Consider the following 18,187-nt stretch of genomic DNA (forward strand, 5'->3'; position numbering starts at 1 on the left):
CCTGCGCAAGGCCGCAGAGCGCACCGTCGAGGCAACATGGAAACGCATCGGCCAACTCCTCGACGCCTTCCCGCCCCACGAATGCGCCAACTATCTCAGAAACAGCGGATATGCCTCAATCTAAACAGGACAGACTCTAGATGCTCAGAATCATCGCCAGTCCGCGCGTCTGGCCGGGCGCCAGCAACTCCATCCCACCGCGATTGATCGCGTCGGGCAGGTGACTCACCGGCTCGGCGCAGAAGAAGCCGGCACCCGGCGGACGATAGATGTGCAGCACATCCGCGCCCTCGCCACGCATCGCAAATCCGCCCCAGCCTTGTCCGATCGCGGCCGCGCCGTCCCAGTCCTCATAGGCATTGTCGATCAGCGTCGTGCCCGCAACCGCTTCACCCGCCGACCAGTCGCCGAACCGTGCAGGCGCCGCCGGCTCGGTCGGCAGCATCGTTTCATCCGCGAGCCACACGCGCTCAGCCGCGAAGGTCAGATGTGTTTCCGCGTCGCACGGGAAATAGGGGTGCAGGCCCAGCCCGGCGGGCATCGGCGCATTCCCGGTGTTGGTGATCGACAGCTCGATCCGCAGGTCGCACGGTGCGAGCGTGAAGCGCTGCTCTGCCCGATAGACCCAGGGCCAGCTCGCGCCGCCGTCATGCGCGTGCGTCAACGTCGCCTGATCGGCAGCCGCTTCGGCCACTGTCCATGCCGACTGCCAGCCGAGCCCGTGCAGGCTGTGCGGATGATCACCGAAATTCAGTGGCAGCTGATGCGCCTGCCCGTCAAAGGTGAACCGCCCGTGCGCGATGCGGTTGGCATAGGGGACCAGCGGGAAGCAGCCGGTCTCGAGCGGATCGCGCGCGCCTTTCGGCGCCGGGCGCAGCACGTCGTGCCCGTCATGCCGCAACGCGCCGATCGCACCGCCCAGCGCGGGCACCAGCTCGAGCACCCAGCCATGCGCCTCGAGCTTCACAGCCCGACCGAAACCTCGGTCCCCGGCATCCCTGGGACGGAAACCTGAAACGCGAACAGGTCGCCGGCATGCGGCTCCGCAGCGCGCCCCTCCGCATCGAGATGCTTGTTGGCGGTGGTCGCATAGACGGTGCGCAGGTCCGGCCCGCCGAACGTGACCTTGGTGATCGCGCTCACGGGGAACTCCACCACCTCCAGCAGTCCGCCCGCCGGCGAATAGCGCCGCACCGCGCCGCCATTGTAGAGGCCGATCCACACGCAGCCCTCGGCATCCACCGCGGGACCGTCGGGGAAGCCTTCGGCGTTGGGAATGGTCGTGAAGATGCGCGACTCACCCAGCGTCCCGTCCACGCCGACGGCCGCAGCATGGACGCGCCCGCCCAGCGTATCGACATGATAGAGGGTGCGCCCATCGGGGCTGACCGCGGGGCCGTTCGAGATGCTCACCGCCGCCGTCTCGGCAACGCAGCGGCCATCGCCGCCGAGGCGGTAGATCCGCCCGGTCACCGCGCTCTCACCGTCGTCCATCGTGCCGAACCACAACCGCCCGGCCGGATCGACGGTCCCGTCGTTGAGCCGGTTGCCGGGCAGCGCCGGCTCGGGATCGACCAGCGGCGTGAAGCTGCCATCGGTGGTGTCGAAGATCGCAAGCCCCGTCTGCAGCCCGGCGACGAACTTGCCGTTAGCGGCCGGCAGGCAGAAGCCGATCTGCGCGGGTGCATCCCAGCTGCGCTTGCCGCCGCTGGCGGGATCGAGGCGGTGCACCTTGCGCGACTTGATATCGACGAACCACAGCGCGGCTTCGCGCGCGACCCATACCGGCCCTTCGAGCAGGGGCGCGCCGAGCGCCCAGACCGATTGCGGCGCGCTCAGCACGACGCCCATCAGCGCCAGCCCGCATCCACGAAATAGCTGTGCCCGGTCACCAGACGCGCATCATCGGAGGCCAGGAACAAAACCATCGCCGCAACGTCCTCCGGCGCGAGCCGCCCGTCAAGGCATTGCGCCGCGACGATCTCCGCCTCGCCTTCTGGGGTGTACCATCTGAGCTGGCGCGGGGTGCGGACATTGCCGGGAATGACGCAAGTCGCGCGGATGCCGTCGCGGCCGAGGTCGCGCGCCAGGCTGCGCGTCAGCCCTTCGATCGCCGCCTTGCAGGTCTGGTAGAGAACCAGGTCGTTGAGCCCGAGGTGCCACGAGATCGACCCGAGGTTGACGATCGCCCCGCCGCCCTTGGCGCGCATCGCCGGAACCACCGCCTGCGCGCAGAAGAACATGTGCTTGAGGTTCACGCTCAGCCGCTCGTCCCAATAGGCTTCGGTGATATCCTCAATCGAATGGCGGTCGTCGTTCGCGGCGTTGTTGACGAGGATGTCGAACCCGCCCGAGCGCGCGATCAGCTGCGCGATCATCGCCTGGAGCGTGGAGACGTCGGTGAGGTCGATGCGCTCGAAGCACGCCTTGTGCCCGTCCGCCGTCAGCCGCTCGACCAGCAGCATGGAATCGGTTTCAGCGATATCGAAGAAGGTGACGTCGGCGCCCTGCCGGGCAAACCCTTCGACGATCCCCGCGCCGATCCCCGAACCGCCGCCGGTGACGAGCACCCGCTTGCCGGCCAGGCTGGGATAGAGCGCGTGCGTCGATGCCTCGATCGCGGTCGGATGCGCGCCCATTCAGACGGTCTCCGTCACGCGCCGCGCCGCGAGGCTGCGGTAGAGGTCGCGAATGCCGAAGGTCCAGGGCGCGGCATCCTTCGAGGTGGTGACGCGATTGGCGAGCGTGCCCAGCCGCGGCGAGTAAATCCGCACTGTGTCGCCGACCTTGTGCGTGAAGCCGCGGCCGGGATCGTCGCGGTCCTGCACCGGCGCGAACAGCGTGCCGAGGAACAGCGCGAAGCCGTCGGGATATTGATGCTCGGACAGGGTTTGCCGCACCAGCTCGAGCGGGTCGCGGCTGATCTGGTTCATCGAGCTATGGCCTTCCAGGCGATAGCCCTCCGGCCCCTCGATCAGCAGGTCGAGTTCGGCATTGCGCACATCGTCGATGCCGAAATCCGCATCGAACAGCCGTACGAACGGCCCGATCGCACAGGCGGCGTTGTTGTCCTTGGCCTTGCCGAGCAGCAGCGCGCTGCGCCCTTCGAAGTCGCGCAGATTGACGTCGTTGCCCAATGTCGCGCCGACCACCTTGCCCGCAGCATTGGCGATCACCACCACTTCGGGCTCGGGATTGTTCCAGCTCGAATCCGATCGGATGCCGATCTCCGCCCCCCAGCCGACCGAGGACAGCACCGGCGCCTTGGTGAACACCTCCGCATCAGGGCCGATCGCGACCTCCAGATATTGCGACCACATGCCGGCCTCGATCAGCGCGGTCTTGAGCTTCGCAGCCTCGTCGCTGCCCGGCACCACCGACCGGATTCCGCCGCCGATCTTGTCCTCCAGCTCGGCGCGGATCGCCGCCGCCGCGCCCGCATCGCCCCGCGCGCGCTCCTCGATCACCCGCTCGATCGCCGAGACCGCGAAGGTCACGCCGCACGCCTTGACGCACTGAAGGTCGATCGGCGCAAGCAACGCACAAGCGCCGCCGCCGACGGTGAGGTCGTCCACGTCGCAGAGATAGGTCCCCTCGACCGCCGCCGGATCGGGCAAGTCGAAAAGGTCGGCGGTGGTCGGCGCTTCGGCCGACACGTCATGGACGCGGCCTTCGCGAACGATGACCGGCGCCGGCCCGTCGGCCAGCATCACCCGCCCCGCGAGCACGGCTCGCGCGGCATCGTCAGGAAGCGCCGATCGATCGAAAGCTTCAGGCACAAATCTCTCCTTCAGCCCGAAGCGAGCCGGGCAATGATAGCGCTATCATTCCTTCTCCCTCCCCGCAAGGGGGGATCAGATCGTCCAGGCGCCGTCGATCCGCGCGACCGTGCCCGCCTGCCCGCCTTCGCGCAGCGCCGCGGGCAGCAGCGCCGCGGGCATGTCCTGATAGCTCACCGGGCGCAGGAAGCGGTCGATCGCCAGCGTTCCGACCGAGGTGCTGCGCGCGTCCGACGTCGCGGGATAGGGGCCGCCATGCACCATCGCATGCGTCACCTCGACCCCGGTCGGCCAGCCATTGGCGATCACGCGGCCAACGGTGCGCTCGAGCACGGGCAGCAACGCCTGCGCCGCGGCATAATCGCCCTCGTCGACCTGAAGCGTCGCGGTAAGCTGACCCTCCAGCTCGCCCAGCACAGCGGTCAGCTCGTCGAGGCTCGCGCAACGCACCACGACCGACGAGACCCCGAACACCTCGTGCAGGTGCACCGGATCGGCGAGAAAGTCCTTGCCTGCCACGCTGAACAGCGCCGCGCGGCCGCGGTTCGGCCCCTCCGGCTCGACGCCTTCGGCCACCTTGGTGACGAAAGCGCTGCCGGCGAGCTTGGCTTTGCCGCTCTCGAACGCTTCCCAGATGCCGTCGGTCAGCATCACCTGCGCCGCCTGCCCCGACAGCACCTCGCCCGCGCGAGCGACGAAGGCGTCGAGCTCGGGGCCGTCCACCGCCATCACCAGGCCCGGATTGGTGCAGAACTGGCCCGCGCCCATCGCGAGGCTGGCGACGAACGCCTCGGCCAGCGCGGTGCCGCGCGCCTTCAATGCTTCGGGCATCAGGATCACCGGATTGATCGCCGACATCTCGGCATAGACCGGGATCGGGCGCGGGCGCGCCGCGGCGATCCGCATCAACGCTTCGCCGCCACCGCGCGAGCCAGTGAAGCCCACCGCCTGAATGCGCGGATCGGCGACCAGCGCCTCACCCACCTTGCGCGAAATGCCGTTGACCATGCTGAACACGCCGGCCGGCAGTCCGCACTTCTCAGCAGCGCGCGCAATCGCCGTCGCGATCAGCTCGGCGGTGCCGGGATGCGCGCGATGGCCTTTGACCACCACCGGACAGCCCGCCGCGAGGGCGGAGGCGGTGTCGCCGCCGGCGGTCGAGAAGGCGAGCGGGAAGTTGGAGGCACCGAACACCGCGACCGGGCCGAGCGGGATCATGCGCAGGCGCAGGTCGGGCTTGGGCGGGGTGCGTGCGGGATCGGCATGATCGATGCGCAGCTTCTGCCACTGGCCGTCGCGCACTTCCTTCGCGAACAGGCGCAGCTGACCCGCAGTGCGCCCGCGCTCGCCGGTGATGCGCGCGGCGGGCAGCCCGGATTCGCGGCAGGCCCGCTCGATCAGCGCGTCGCCCAGCGCCTCGATCTCGTCGGCGATCGTCTCGAGGAAGCGCGCGCGCTCCTCGAGCGGACGGGTCGAATAGGGCAGGAACGCGGCTTCGGCCGCAGCGCAGGCGTCGGCGACGTCCTGCTCGCTCGCGCCGGCGAAGCCGGCATCGTCAATGTCCGCTCCGGCGGCGGGATCATAGGCGCGGAAGCGCGCGTCCGACTGACGGCGCTCGCCGCCGATGAAAAGTCCGCCCGTCAGTTCCATGATCGTCTCCGTAGATCGGCGGCCGCGTCCGCAGCGCGGCGGGAAGGATGCCCAGCCCATCTAGAAACATCATATGAATTTTCAACCCGGGCCGGGCGCATCTGGTAGCGCTACCAAATTTTAGCGTCAACGCAGCGCCATCGTCAACGCGCGATCATTGCGTTTTCGGCGCAAATATCAGCGCAGGCGCGCGCTCATCAGGAACCGTTCGCGGCTCTCGGCCGCCTTGCGCCGCAACTCGGAGATGGCGCGCTCCTCGGTCGCATCGAGCATCGCCTCGAGCAGCCGGTTGAAGTGCGCACGCATCGCCACGCGCGCCGCGGCCGGATCCCCGGCGCGCAGCGCATCGACGATCGCGCCATGCTCGCGCTGGCGGGTGCGGCCGTCATGCTGGCAGACGCTGGCATAGGTGGTGCGCACTTCGGGCACGTCGGTGCGCATCCGCCACAGCGACTTGATGACGTGGATGATCGCCTGATTGCCCGAAGCCGATGCGATCAGCAGATGGAACTCCTGATCGGCCTCGGTCGATCTGGCGTCGTCGCCATCGTCATGCCCCATGATCTCGAGCAGCTCGTCGAGCCGGTCGAGCGTCTCGGGCGTGATCGTCGAGGCCGCCAGCGCCGCCGCCTCGGATTCGAACAGCGATCGCGCCTCGGTCAGCTCGAACGCGCTGACCGCGGGCGGCTCGTCGCCGCGCACGGTCTTGGCGTCGGTGACATAGACGCCCGATCCGGTCTTGATCGTCACCATCCCGCGCGCCTGCAGCGCGATCTCCGCCTCACGCACCGTGACGCGGCTGACGCCCAGCTGCTCGGCGATCTCGCGCTCGCCGGGCAGCCGCGATCCGGGGGGATAGCTCCCCCCTTCGATCATCGCCGCGATGCGCTCGGCGACTTCCTGAAACAGGCGGCGTTCAGCCATGCAATTCCTCGGTTCGATCCGGTCCGGCCTTCCGAATGCCCTAGCCATCTTCCATTTGGAATAGGCAATTGGTCCGCAAGGCCGGACGCGCGATCAGAGTCGGACTCGGGCGCCGATGAAGTAGCGCGGCCCGTAATAGTGATACTGGCGGATGCTGCCCTGCACCGGCATGTCGGTGATCTTGGGCGAATCGAGGATGTTGGTCGCCTCGAACCGCAGCGAGACGTTGCGGTTGATGTCGTACGAGGCGCGCAGGTCGAACGTCTCGTTGCCGCGGACGTAGCGCAGCTGCGTATTGCCGCCGACAAAGTCCTGATAGTAGTTCGACCGGTAGTTGTAGATGCCCTGGATCGAGAAGCCCTTGAGCTGATAGTAGAGCTGGGCCGAGACGACGTGCTTCGAGAAGCCCGACAGGCCGGCCGGCGGCACGATCCGTGGCGTCGTCACCCCCGTCGCCGGCGTGAAGATCTCGCCGAGCAGGATGTCCTCATTCTCGAAATTGGTGTCGGCATAGTTGTAGCTGACCTTGCCGCCAAAGCCGTCGAGTGGCTTGGGCAGCCACGAGAAGCGGTTGGCGAGCGTGATCTCGACGCCCCATAGCTGGCTCTTGTCTGGGCTGTTGGCGGTCTGGGTCACCGGAACAGTCACCTGCTGCCCGCCAATGGTGAACTGCTCGTCAGCCTGGATCGGCATGAAGCCGCCGCTGAACTCCTTGAAGTAGAGCGTCGCCGAGAACAGCGAATCCCGGTTCGGATAATATTCCAGCGCAAGGTCGCCGTTCCACGACATCAGCGGCTTCAGCGCCGGGCTGCCGTTGGCCCGTATCTCGCTGATCGCCTCCTCGATCGTCGTGCCGTTGGCGTCGAGGAAGAAGGTGCGCCCCGCCCCCAGCGCGCTCGGCGCGGGGCGAGACATCGCGCGATAGGCGGCAGCACGCAGCAGCAGCCGGTTGGGCCGCAGCTCGAAGATCGCATTGACGCTGGGCAGGAAGCGCGTGGTCTCGCTCTCCAGCGTCACCGTCTCGAAGCTGCCGGTTACCGGCTCGAGCGTGATCGTTCCGTCGCCGTTGTTCTTGACGTTGAGCGCGCTGCGCAGGCCGATCGACTTGACCTTGGTGTTGACCACGCGCACGCCGAAATTGCCGCGCACCGGCATGTCGCCCAGATCGCCCGCATATTCGGCCATGACGTAGCCGGCCAGCGTCTGCTCGGTCACGTCGCGATTGGCGGGCGAGCGCATCTCGGCGGGACGGCCCGGATCCTCCGACCCGGTATATTCGCGCATCAGGCACAGCGGGTCGAAGGTCGCCCAGCTGGTGATGGTGTTGCCGCGCGCCTGCTCGAGGAAGCCGGTCTGCGGGAATTGCGTGCGGCACAGCAGGTTGATCCGCGCATCCTCACGGCCCGCAGGCGGATCGATCGGCGAGATGACAGGCTCGTTGCGCACATCAAAATCGCGATAGGTCTGCTCGGCCCAGCGCCCGCCGACAGCGATGTTGGTGATGAAGCCGTCCAGCTTGTAGTCGGCGTCGAGCCGCACGCCCCAGATTTCGTTGCGCCGCTCGCTCTCGTCGCGGCGGGCGCGTGCATCGTCCCAGAACAGCGCGTGGTTGGTGATGTCGAAGCGCGGATCGAAGGTGATCGACGGCGCATAATTCCCCGGCTTGACCTCATAGGTGTAGGGGATGCGCATATGGTTGATCGGCTGACGCACGCCGTTCATGTCGAGCGCGTCGGTGCGCAGGCGGACCTGGCGCTCGATCTCGGTGCGGACGGTGCGCGAATAGGAGCCGTCGAGCGCGAGCGTCAGCCGGTCGCTCGCCTGCCAGCGCAGGTTCGCGCCGCCGCCCAGATACTCCTCGGAGCGCGCCAGGTTCGACGCGGTCGATTCGATCGCGCTGCGCCCGTTCATCTTCTGGATGACGCCATTCTCGTCGAAGACGATATTGGAAAGGCTGTTGCGCATCTCCGAGATGTTGAGGTCGCGCCGGTTCTCGACGAAGGTGCGGTCCGAATATTGCCCGTCGATGTTGAGCTCGACTCGATCGGAGAATTTCCACTGGATCGCGCCGAAGATCGCGTCGCGCTGGTCGGTCTCGCTGATCTGGCGCCACGCCATCGAGTTGGGCGCGAGATAATAGGGAGTGCCGGCCGCCGCCTGAGCGGGCGTGACCGCGGTGCAGTTGCTGTTGTTGGCGACCGCGATGGTCGCGTTGCACGCCGTCCAGGTCGAGCTGCCCGCGACGGTCTCTTCCGGATTGTTGGTGCTGTTGCGCTGGACGCCGATCGCGATGCCGAGCTCACCGAGGCCGCCCAGCTCATACTGATCGACATAGGAGAGCGTCCCGCGCCAGCCCCAGGCTGACGATCCGATCACCTTGTCCTGATAGGGGCTGTAGTTCGCCTTGATCTCGCCCTGGATGCGCGTCTTGCCGAAATCGAGCGGGCGCAGCGTGCCGATGTCGATCGTGCCGGCGACGCCGCCCTCGACCAGATCGGCCTGCTGCGTCTTGTAGATCTTGATGTTGTTGACCAGCTCCGAGGGGAACTGGTTGAAGTTGACCGAGCGGTCGCCCGACCCGTTGGTCGCGTCACGGCCGTTGAAGGTCGAATTGGACAGGAACGGGCCAAGACCGCGCAGCGCGATCTCCGATGCGCCGCCCTTTTCGCGGTGCGTCGTCGCGCCGGTGATCGTCTGGATCGCCTCGCCCACCGACAAAGCGGGCAGATCGCCGATCTCGTCGGTGGACAGCGCATCGACGATCGCGGTCTCGCGCTTCTTGACGTCGATCGAGGTCCGCATGGTCTCACGGATGCCGGTGATGACCAGCTCTTCCTCGTCCGCCGGCGCCTCGGCAGGCGGCGCATCCTGCGCCATCGCCTGCGTCGCGGCGAGCAGCGACAATGCCGCGCTTCCCATCAGCCATGCGCGGATGCGCACCGAGCGCTCGGCGGTTGCCGGCTTACCCATTTCTTCCTCTCCCTGAGTCCGATCTTGTCGATCTACTGTTTGCCGGTTGCCAACCAATTGTCAACCGATTGCGCATGCCGTTATTAGATAATTGGTCCTACCAATTACGGAACCAGCTGTGATGCCAGCACCGGAACGGCGCGCGCCAGATCCTCGGCCACAAGTTTGGCGAACACGCCCGCCCCGGTCTCGCCGACATGCGTGTAGTCGAACTTGCGCGTGTGCTGGCCACGCGGGCCGCCGGGCTTGACCGGCAGGTCCGGCAGCCGCGCCTCTTCGGCCGGCCGCGGCTTAAGCGTCGTCCCCGCTTTGGCCGCCGAGCGCTCCTCGGCGGTCGGCTCGGCCTGCGCGAGAGCCATCGATTCCTCCGCGCCCAGCCGCTGCACGATCGCCGCGCTGCGTCGGTTGAGATCGACCAGCGGGGCACTGGTCGCGGCGGCGACCTTGCGCACCTGCTCGGACCAGCTCTCGAGCGTGTTGTCCAGCTTGCCGTCCCTGAACTGGCGCCGCACCAGCGGAGTCACCAGCACCGGGATCGCGCCCGCCGCGCGCACCTCCTCGACCATCTTCGTCAGGTTCGCCGGGAACTCCGTGCCCTGCTCGGTCCAGCGCTCGGGCGCGCTCGACTGGTCGTTATGGCCGAACTGGATCAGTACATAAGTCGCGCGATACCCCGGCACCTTGGCCTCGGCGAGCGCGATCGGCCACGAGCCTTCCTGACGATAGCTGCGCGTCGAGCGCCCGCCGCGGCCGAGGTTGAGGCAGGCGACCGACGACTTCACATGCCGCGCACAGAACATCGATGCCCAGCCGCTCCCGACCGCCATGGTCGAATCCCCGACCAGCACGATCTTGTACGGCTCGATCGGCGGCGCATCGGTGCGCTCGCGCGCCTGCTGGGCATGAGCCGCCGGGGCGAGCGCCAGCGCAGCGGCGGCGAGGATCAGCTTCGACAGAAATCGATCCTCCCCCGCCAGGGAGTGTCGGGTTGGATTGCCCCCGGCAATCCAAGCCCGTGCCGGGGGCACGGGCGACCCGACACTGTGGCGCGCGCAGCGCGACGGAGGGGGAGGACTCCCAACCGCCGTGACCGCGTCCGCCCCCTCCGTCAGCTCCGCTGACACCTCCACCTGGCGGGGGAGGATTGAACCGATACGCATCACGAGAAGAACAGCCCGCCGTTGATGTCGACGTTCGTGCCCGTGAGGAACGAGGCATCGCCCGAGGCAAGGAAGGCGACCGCCGCCGCGACCTCGTCGGGATGCCCCTCGCGGCGCAACGGGGTGTTGCCGGCAACCACGGCGCGACCCTCGGGCTTGGAGAAGATGTCGTGGAACGAGGTGCCGATCAGCCCCGGACACAGCGCGTTGACGCGGATGCCCTGCGGCCCCAGCTCCTTCGCCCAGCTGCGCGTGATCGTCATCATCGCGCCCTTGGACGCGGCATAGACGCTCGCGCCAGGCCCGCCGCCGTCGCGCCCAGCCTGCGAGGCGATGTTGACGATCGCCGCGCCCGCGCCGAGGTGCGGCAGCGCCGCCTTGGTGACGAGGAAGGCGGACTTGAGGTTCAGGTCCATCACCGTGTCGAAGAATGCCTCGTCCATCTCGGCGAGCGTCTTTCGCGCGACCATGCCGCCCGCGCAGTTGACCAGTATGTCGATCTTGCCGCCGAATGCCTCGGTCGCCGCCTTGACCAGCCACGCGACCTCGTCCGCCTTGGTCACGTCGGCGCGCGCGAGCAGGCCGGTGCCGCCCGCCGCCTCGATCGCGTCGAGCGTGGCCTTGGCCGCCGCCTCGTCGCTGCGATAGTTGATGACGACCTTTGCGCCTTCGCTGGCGAGCCGCAGGGAGATCGACTTGCCGATATCGCGTCCACCGCCGGTGACGATCGCGACCTTGTCCTTGAAACGCATGTAAGCCCCTTATTCTTCGGTTTTGGGTTGAACGGGTTCGATCCGGCCGCCGAGCCAGATGCAGAGGAGCGAGAGCGGCACCAAGGCCGCGCCCAGGATGAAGATCGGCGCGAAGCTGGTCTTGGTCATGACGGGCACGAGCCAGGTGGTGACCAGCGTGCCGGCGACCGCCGCCGTGCCGCTGATCCCCGCGAGCGAGCCCACCGCGCCGCCGCCGAACCAGTCGCTCGGCAGCGTCTGGATGTTGTTGATCGCCATCTGGAAGCCGAACAGGATCGCTGCGATCAGCAGCACCGCATAGAGCGGCGTCGAGGCGGTAGCCGTCAGCAGCAGCGCCGGCAGCATGATCCCGCAGCCGAGCGTGATCGCGGTCTTGCGCGCCTTATCCGTGCTCCAGCCGCGCTGGATCAGCTTGCCCGACAGCCACCCGCCCGACAGCGATCCCGCCATCGCGCCGACGAACGGCACCCAGGCGAACATGCCGATCTGCTTGACGTCGAAGCCGAAGCTCTCGTTGAGGTAGATCGGCAGCCACGACACGAACAGCCACCAGATCGGATCGAGGAAGAAGCGCCCGACCATCACCGCCCAGGCCTGTTTGTAGCGCAGCAGCTGGCCCATCGACGGCGCGTAGCCGGCGGGTTTCGCGTCGCCGTGGACGCGCTCGTTGGCGCCGAGGATATGCTCGCGCTCGGCCTTGCTCAGCCAGGGGTGAGCATCGGGATCGGACTTGTAGACCCACAGCCACGGCAGCAGCCACAGGAAGCCGAGCACGCCGACGATCAGGAAAGTGGTGCGCCAGCCGACCAGGCCGAACAGGATCGCCACCAGCGGCGCGGAGACGATCGCGCCCAAGGACGCGCCGGCGTTGAAGATACCCTGCGCGAAGGCGCGCTCGGAGCGCGGGAACCAGGTGGCGTTGGCCTTGGCCGCGCCGGGCCAGTTGCCTGCTTCGCTGATCCCCAGGGTAGCGCGCAGGAGGCCGAGCATCGCCATCGACTTGACCAGGCTGTGCGCTGCGATCGACAGCGACCACACGATGATCGAGATGGCGAAGCCCATCCGCGTGCCGACCACATCGAAGATCTTGCCGAACAGCGACTGGCCGAGCGCATAGAAGACCATGAAGATGGTCACCAGCAGCGCATAGTCCTCCTTGTCGGCGCCGATGTCCTTGGCGACCTCGGGCCACATCACCGCGAGCGCGTTGCGGTCGATATAGTTGATCACGGTCGCGACCGCGATCAGCCCGATGATCCACCAGCGGAAACCCGATTTCATCGCGCGCTACCCTTCTTCACCAGACGGCCGTCATCCCCGCGAAGGCGGGGATCCATTGCCGCTGAACGCCGTGCTCTTTCCGCGACTTCGGCCAGAATGGATTCCCGCCTTCGCGGGAATGACGCGGCATTCTTGCTCAAGCCGAACGCATGGCTCGTCACTTGCCCGCTCCTTCGCCATCGAACCGGCCGACCGGTCCGCGCCATTCGAGCTTGCGCCCGTTCACGGTGACGCTGTGCGCCTTGTCCGCCGTCGTATCCGCCGCGATCGCGACGAGAATGTTCCGCCCACCGGCGAGTGCGATCGTCGCGATGCGCGCGTCGTCTACCTCGGTCATCGACAGGCCCGTCACCGCGCTGCGGCTGTTGGTCGTCGTCTCGGTCGCCGCGTCGTAGCGGCCGTGCGGCTCGATCAGGCTCAGGAACGCGGCGTCGCCCGCGCCCGCGATCCGCTGGATCACCACCGGCTCGCGCCGCAGGTTGAAGCGCGGGTCGTTGGCGCCGCTCTCCGCCAGGATCACCTGCGCGCCTGGCGTCGCCATGCGATAGGTGTAGAAGCGTCCGTCGGTGATCCAGGTCACCCGCCCCTGCCCATTGGCGAGCGGCGCCATCGCGTCGACCCACAGGTGCTGGTAGCCGTTCGCCTTGCCCAGCACCGGCCGCGCGGCGACGTTCGACGCGAGCTTAAGGTCGGTATCGATGATGTGCCCGGCAAAGTGCAGCGGCAGGTCATAGGTCGCCTTGACCCCGCCCTTCACCGTGAGCAGGTCGAGCACCAGCGGCGAGCCCTTCTCGACCTCGAGCTGCACCAGCGCACGGCGGAAGGTGACGCCCGGATAGGCCCCCGCCATCTCGCCGATCGACCAGCGCGCGAGGCCTTCGCCCCTGAACGCAAGCTGCGCCGGCGACGCTGCCTCGGCCGGCTTGAGCTTGGCGTCGAAATGGCTGGTCTCGTTCACCACCAGCGTGTTGTGCGCGATCGTCTGCTGCGCCCAGCTGTCATTCTCGGGCAGGTAACGCCCGCCGTCCTTGGCCTCGATGTTGAGGAAGCGCGCCGCGCCGTAATCGGTCACGATCGCATTGCCATTGTCGTAGAGCAGCCAGTTGAGCTTGTCGAAATGGCCATGGCCCATGCCCTGCGCGGTGTTCTTGGCGACGATGACCTGCGCCTTGTCCTCCGGCCCCGAGCGCAGGATGGCGAGCGCGCCGTCCTTGCCCTCGGGCCCGTCGCGCAGCAGCGTCGAGGCGAAGGCGAAGGGCTTCGCCTTGCCCGCCGCGATGTCGCGCGCGACCGCGAAGCCCTGCGGCGACAGCGCGACCTTGCCCTGCCATTGCGCGATCCCGAGCAGCCCCGGATCGCCGCTCGCGGCATAGCCGATCGCGACGCCTTGATAGAGTTCCTCGGTCTTGAGGCTCTTGTCCGGCATCGCGTCGTTGATCGGGAAGAAAAAGCCGGCGTAGGTCGTCTGGATTGCGGTGCGGATCGCCTTGAGCACGATGCCGTCGCGATACTCGAAGATCTTCCGCTCGGGCTCATTGTCGGCGATCGCCTGTGCGAACACCACGAAGGGCTGGAGCGCGTAACGCTGGTAATAGGGCCCTTCGGCATAATAGCCGTCGGGCGAGAAGAGCAGGTCGAGCTGGCGCAGGAAGCCGACCTTGCCGCTGCGGTCGCTCCCTTTCAGCGCCTGCTCCACCAGCATTTTGTCGCGCAGCACATAGCCGGTCATGCCGACCCCGGCATTGGCCCAGGTCGAATGGTTGTGGATGCGGTCGAAGGTGGTCGGCTCGCTCGTCAGGAAGGCGGCCATGCGGCGGAACAGCTGGTCGTCGATCGTCTTGCGCTCGGCGACGGTCAGATCGCCGCGCACCGCGTCATAGCCCTGGATCGCATGGACCAGCCACACGCTGTCGTTGAGGCTCTGCCAGAACAGCCTTCCGGGCACCTGGTTCGCCGCCGCGGGATGCTTGCCCAGTCCCGGATAGAGCTTCGCGTATGCCAGCAGCATGTCGCGGACATAGTCGGCGTAGCGCTTGTCGCCGGTCACCCGGTACAAGGTCCCCGCCAGCTGGATCAGCTTGTAGTTGTCCTTGTGCCGCTCATGCGTCGGCCCGCCGCCGCGATCCTTGGGCACCGGCACATCGATGCCCGCGTGCATCCCCGCCTCGACCGCCTTCTTCGCCGCGGCCAGCTCGCGTGCGAACAGCGGCGCGCGGGCGCCCTCGGCCGCCATCGCGCGATAGGCTTCGCTGGTCGCGAGCACGGGCGCGGCGTCCTGTGCGAGGGCAGGCGGAGCACCAGCAAGCAGCGCAGCAAGCAGCGCAACGCGGATCACGGGCGCGCCACCACGATATTGCCGGTCAGCGCCACGTCGGGTGTGCCCTGCTTGTAGAGCTTCACGATCTTTGGCTCAGGTGTCGCAGCGAAGCGGTTGTCGGAAATCCGCACCACCGGCGCGCCGACGCTGTTGACGATCTCGATTCCGCTCGCCTCGGCAAAGCGGTTGCCCGCGATCTCCACCGACTGCACGCCGGAGAGGCGCACCTTGCCGCCCCGCGCGATCGCATTGTTCGTCATTACGAAGCGCGGGCCGAAGGTGCTCTCGTCGGTCCCCAGCCGCGCGACATCGGCGATCGTCGCGACCTCGGCGAACTGGCTGTCGGCGATCTCGATCTGCTCGGCGCTGTAAAGGCCCTTGGTGCCGGCTTCGGCCGCCGCGGCGACCACCGCGCCCGACACTTTGGCGAAGCTCGATCCGCGCACCTCGACTTTCTCGGCAAAGGTCGCGGGGGTCGCCGCGAACACGTCGAAGCCCGGCGCGATCAGGTCGCGCACCGCGACGTCCTCGAGCGTCACGCGATAGTTCAAAGTGCTCACCGACTGCGGCGCGCGCACCAGCGCATTACCCGCCACAGCCGGTGAGGCGGCGCCGGAGAGGGTAGCGCCGCGAAGAACGATGCTGCCGCCCGGCAGCAACTGGAACAGGGTCGACGCGGCGCTCTCGATCACCGCTTCGCGGGGGCCGGCGACGGTCAGCGGATGCGCGACCGGGATCGGTTGCGCCACGCGGTGTGTGCCAGCCGCGATACGCACCGTATCGCCCGCCGCCGATGCGGCGACAGCATCGGCCAGCGCACCGGCAGCCGCGGGCACCGCAATCTGCCGGCCGGTCGCTGCAGCAGGCGCGTCCTTGGGATACCAGGCGGGACCCGTCTCCTCGCGCTTGAGCGGCACAAGGTCACGCGGAGCGCCCGCATTCACGGCCGGATCGGCGGGATAGAGCAGGCCATTGGCCGCGCGCTCGAGCTTCGCCGCCTGCCGCACATTGCCGGCCATCGCGATGCCCGAGACATCGCCTTCGTTACGCACGATGTCCTTGCCGTCGGCATTGACGATCAGGTTGCGCTCGAACCGGCTGCTCACCGGCGGCGCGCTGCGCTCGGCGTCGGCACCGGCGCCGAAGGTGATTCGCGCCGCCTCGATGACCGAATTCCGCTCGATCCGCGCATTGGCGACCTGATGATAGCGGTTGATCACCGAGTTCGGCACGCCATTCATCACCGCGATGGCGCTGAGGAACGATGTGCCGGTGACGCCCTCCAGATAATTGTCGCGCACAATCTGGTCGCGGTTGATCACGCGGATGCCGCCGGTGCTCGGCTTGCCCTTGCCGAGGAAGACGTTGCGCTCGACCAGATTGCCATTGCCGTGGCGCAGCACGATCGCGCCCTGCGACTCCACGATCATGTTGCCGCGGATCACATTGCCGCCCGATTTGATCGAGATGATCTCGACTTCGCCGTCGCATTTCTCGAACCAGTTGCGCTCGATCACACTCTTGGAATCGCTCAGCGATTCGTCGCTGGTGCCGATGCGGATCGTCTCTCCGCCGTTCGAACCGAGCGGGGGGCGGGGACCGAAGAAATTATGGTCGATCTGGGCACGGTTCTCGCCGCCCTGCCCCTTGGGCCGGATCACCGCGAGCGCCACCCCGGCATTGCCCTTGCCCGCAAACCAGCTGTGATCGACGCGGTTATCCGTGCCGTAGATCGCGACCCAGATATCCTCGGCGCGGCGATCGGGGTTGGTGAAATGGTCGACGACGATCTGCGTCAGCCGCACGTTGCGCGCCACCATCTTCGAGTCGCGGCGGAAGGCGATCAATTCCTTGGTCGGCGAGAAGCCGTTGCGGAAGACGAGACCCGACACCACCAGATGCGCCCCGCCGATGCGCAGGTTCGACTGGCCGGAGAGAATGACCTTGCCCGGCGTCTGCGCGGCGAGCGTGATCGGCTTGTCTGCGGTGCCGGCCCCGGTGAACACGATCTGGAAGTCGCGCCATTCGCCATCGGCAAGCAGGATGCGGTCGCCGGGCGCAGCCTTCTTGACCGCCGCGGCATAGGCGGCGGGATCGCGCACCAGATGATCGGCGGCCAATACGGGCACCGGCGCCAGCAGCACGCACATGATCAGCGCCCCCATTGCCCGCATGCCATCCGCTCCCTTCAATCTGCTCTGCCCATTGGACTAACCAAGTGGCATGAACTGTTCAAGAGTTGATTATACCACTTCATCAAATTGGTATAACGGCATCGCTCCACGGTCCTGGGCGAACCGAACGCACCGGACGCGCAACGCATTGACATTTGCGTCGAACAGGCGCGCCATTCGCCCGCTTCGGCAGGGAGAGATAGACATGCGCAAAACGGCTTCGTTCGGCATCGTATCCATCATCGCAACCGGCATCGCTGCGGCCATCATCGTCCCCGGCATGGCGCAATCCGAAAGGATCACCGCCCGCGTCAACGCCCCGCTCAAGGCGGCGCCCAACCCGCAGTCGGCGATCCTCGCCACCGTGCCCCGCGGCTCCACGCTCACGCTGGAATATTGCAACGCCGATCAATGGTGCCGCGTCCAGTTCGGGCGCCGGCCGGGGTGGATGGCGGCGGTCAACCTCAACCTGCCGGCGGGCAACGAAACCGCCCGGCTGATCAGCCAGGCCCGGCTGCGCGCGGGGCCGGGCACGCAATATCAAAGCCTGGGGACTCTTCAGGCCGGCACCCGCGTCAACGTCATCCGGTGCCAGCAGCAATGGTGCAACATCAGTGCCGGCTTTCGCCGCGGCTGGGTCGCGAGCCGGCTGATCGATCGCGGCGGCGACTGGAACAATCCGCGCCCGCCGCTGCCCGGCCCCGGCGCGCGCTCCGAACTTCAGATGTTCACCGGGCGCAATTGCCGCGGCAACACCTATTCGACGCGAGAGGCCGTGCCGAACGTCAACTATCCGGTCCGCTCGGTGCGTGTGATCGGCGGCACCGGCGATCCGGGGCGCGACGGCTGGCAGCTGTGCGTCGGCACCAACTATAACGGTATCTGCACCTCGACCACGCCGCGCTGCTCGAACCTTGACGAGCTTTCGGGCCGCGGCCTGCGTTCGGTGCGCCCCGCCTTCGGGCCGGGCAGCGGCATGCCGCAACCAACCATGTGCACCCAGGAATATGCCCCGGTCTGCGCGCGGCTGGGCCGGGAGGACAAGACCTTCGGCAATGCCTGCGAGGCCAAAGCGGCAGGCTATGTAGTCCGATATCAGGGACGCTGCCGGTAACGCAGCGGAGCACGGACCGGCCGAAACAGCAGCCGGTCCGTCTTTGCCGCGACGCTGCGCCCCGCT

General features: G+C 67.5%; 13 protein-coding genes and 1 pseudogene. 2 read left to right on the top strand and 12 right to left on the bottom strand.

The genetic code is table 11. The features are described 5' to 3' along the window. Positions 1-124 (top strand): annotated as a pseudogene (locus tag VGD28_RS16805) (IS630 family transposase); the annotation flags it as partial. A 12-nt stretch (positions 125-136) separates the two neighbouring features. On the opposite strand, the gene VGD28_RS16810 reads toward VGD28_RS16805, so the two are convergent. The 12 genes from VGD28_RS16810 to VGD28_RS16865 form a co-directional block, all read right to left on the bottom strand. Further along, positions 137-967 carry an aldose 1-epimerase gene (locus VGD28_RS16810; protein WP_331029505.1) on the bottom strand — a complete coding sequence of 277 codons (831 nt, stop codon included), beginning with the start codon at positions 965-967 and terminating at the stop codon, positions 137-139. Further along, complete coding sequence (locus VGD28_RS16815; RefSeq protein WP_331029506.1) at positions 964-1,851, bottom strand: SMP-30/gluconolactonase/LRE family protein; 888 nt, start codon at positions 1,849-1,851, stop codon at positions 964-966. Before VGD28_RS16815 ends, VGD28_RS16810 begins: the two co-directional genes overlap by 4 nt. Next, a complete protein-coding gene (locus tag VGD28_RS16820) occupies positions 1,851-2,639 on the bottom strand; it encodes an SDR family oxidoreductase (RefSeq protein ID WP_331029507.1) in 789 nt (262 codons plus the stop codon). Before VGD28_RS16820 ends, VGD28_RS16815 begins: the two co-directional genes overlap by 1 nt. Further along, complete coding sequence (locus VGD28_RS16825) at positions 2,640-3,710, bottom strand: fumarylacetoacetate hydrolase family protein (RefSeq protein ID WP_331029539.1); 1,071 nt, start codon at positions 3,708-3,710, stop codon at positions 2,640-2,642. Between the two features lie 144 nt (positions 3,711-3,854). Then, positions 3,855-5,429, bottom strand: coding sequence for an aldehyde dehydrogenase (NADP(+)) (locus VGD28_RS16830; RefSeq protein ID WP_331029508.1), 1,575 nt, complete (start codon positions 5,427-5,429; stop codon positions 3,855-3,857). Positions 5,430-5,606: 177 nt separating this feature from the next. Continuing rightward, positions 5,607-6,353 carry a FadR/GntR family transcriptional regulator gene (locus VGD28_RS16835; protein ID WP_331029509.1) on the bottom strand — a complete coding sequence of 249 codons (747 nt, stop codon included), beginning with the start codon at positions 6,351-6,353 and terminating at the stop codon, positions 5,607-5,609. A gap of 93 nt (positions 6,354-6,446) precedes the next feature. Next, complete coding sequence (locus tag VGD28_RS16840; RefSeq protein ID WP_331029510.1) at positions 6,447-9,323, bottom strand: TonB-dependent receptor; 2,877 nt, start codon at positions 9,321-9,323, stop codon at positions 6,447-6,449. Between the two features lie 104 nt (positions 9,324-9,427). Further along, positions 9,428-10,351: a rhamnogalacturonan acetylesterase gene (locus VGD28_RS16845; RefSeq protein WP_331029511.1), complete on the bottom strand. Its 924-nt coding sequence runs from the start codon at positions 10,349-10,351 to the stop codon at positions 9,428-9,430. 131 nt (positions 10,352-10,482) lie between these two features. Continuing rightward, positions 10,483-11,235 (bottom strand): glucose 1-dehydrogenase, encoded by a 753-nt coding sequence (locus VGD28_RS16850; RefSeq protein ID WP_331029512.1) that lies wholly within the window; start codon positions 11,233-11,235, stop codon positions 10,483-10,485. Between the two features lie 9 nt (positions 11,236-11,244). Then, complete coding sequence (locus VGD28_RS16855) at positions 11,245-12,516, bottom strand: MFS transporter (protein ID WP_331029513.1); 1,272 nt, start codon at positions 12,514-12,516, stop codon at positions 11,245-11,247. Positions 12,517-12,673: 157 nt separating this feature from the next. Continuing rightward, positions 12,674-14,851: an alginate lyase family protein gene (locus VGD28_RS16860; protein WP_331029514.1), complete on the bottom strand. Its 2,178-nt coding sequence runs from the start codon at positions 14,849-14,851 to the stop codon at positions 12,674-12,676. Beyond that, positions 14,848-17,007 (bottom strand): polysaccharide lyase 6 family protein, encoded by a 2,160-nt coding sequence (locus VGD28_RS16865; RefSeq protein ID WP_331029515.1) that lies wholly within the window; start codon positions 17,005-17,007, stop codon positions 14,848-14,850. Before VGD28_RS16865 ends, VGD28_RS16860 begins: the two co-directional genes overlap by 4 nt. Before the next feature lie 205 nt (positions 17,008-17,212). Between VGD28_RS16865 and VGD28_RS16870 the strand changes: the two genes are divergently transcribed. Next, the gene (locus VGD28_RS16870) at positions 17,213-18,121 is read left to right on the top strand and encodes an SH3 domain-containing protein (RefSeq protein WP_331029516.1); all 909 of its coding nucleotides are present in this window, start codon (positions 17,213-17,215) and stop codon (positions 18,119-18,121) included. Positions 18,122-18,187 lie beyond the last annotated feature (66 nt).

It is taken from the genome of Sphingomonas sp. (genome assembly GCF_036402235.1).
Lineage (GTDB): Bacteria > Pseudomonadota > Alphaproteobacteria > Sphingomonadales > Sphingomonadaceae > Sphingomonas.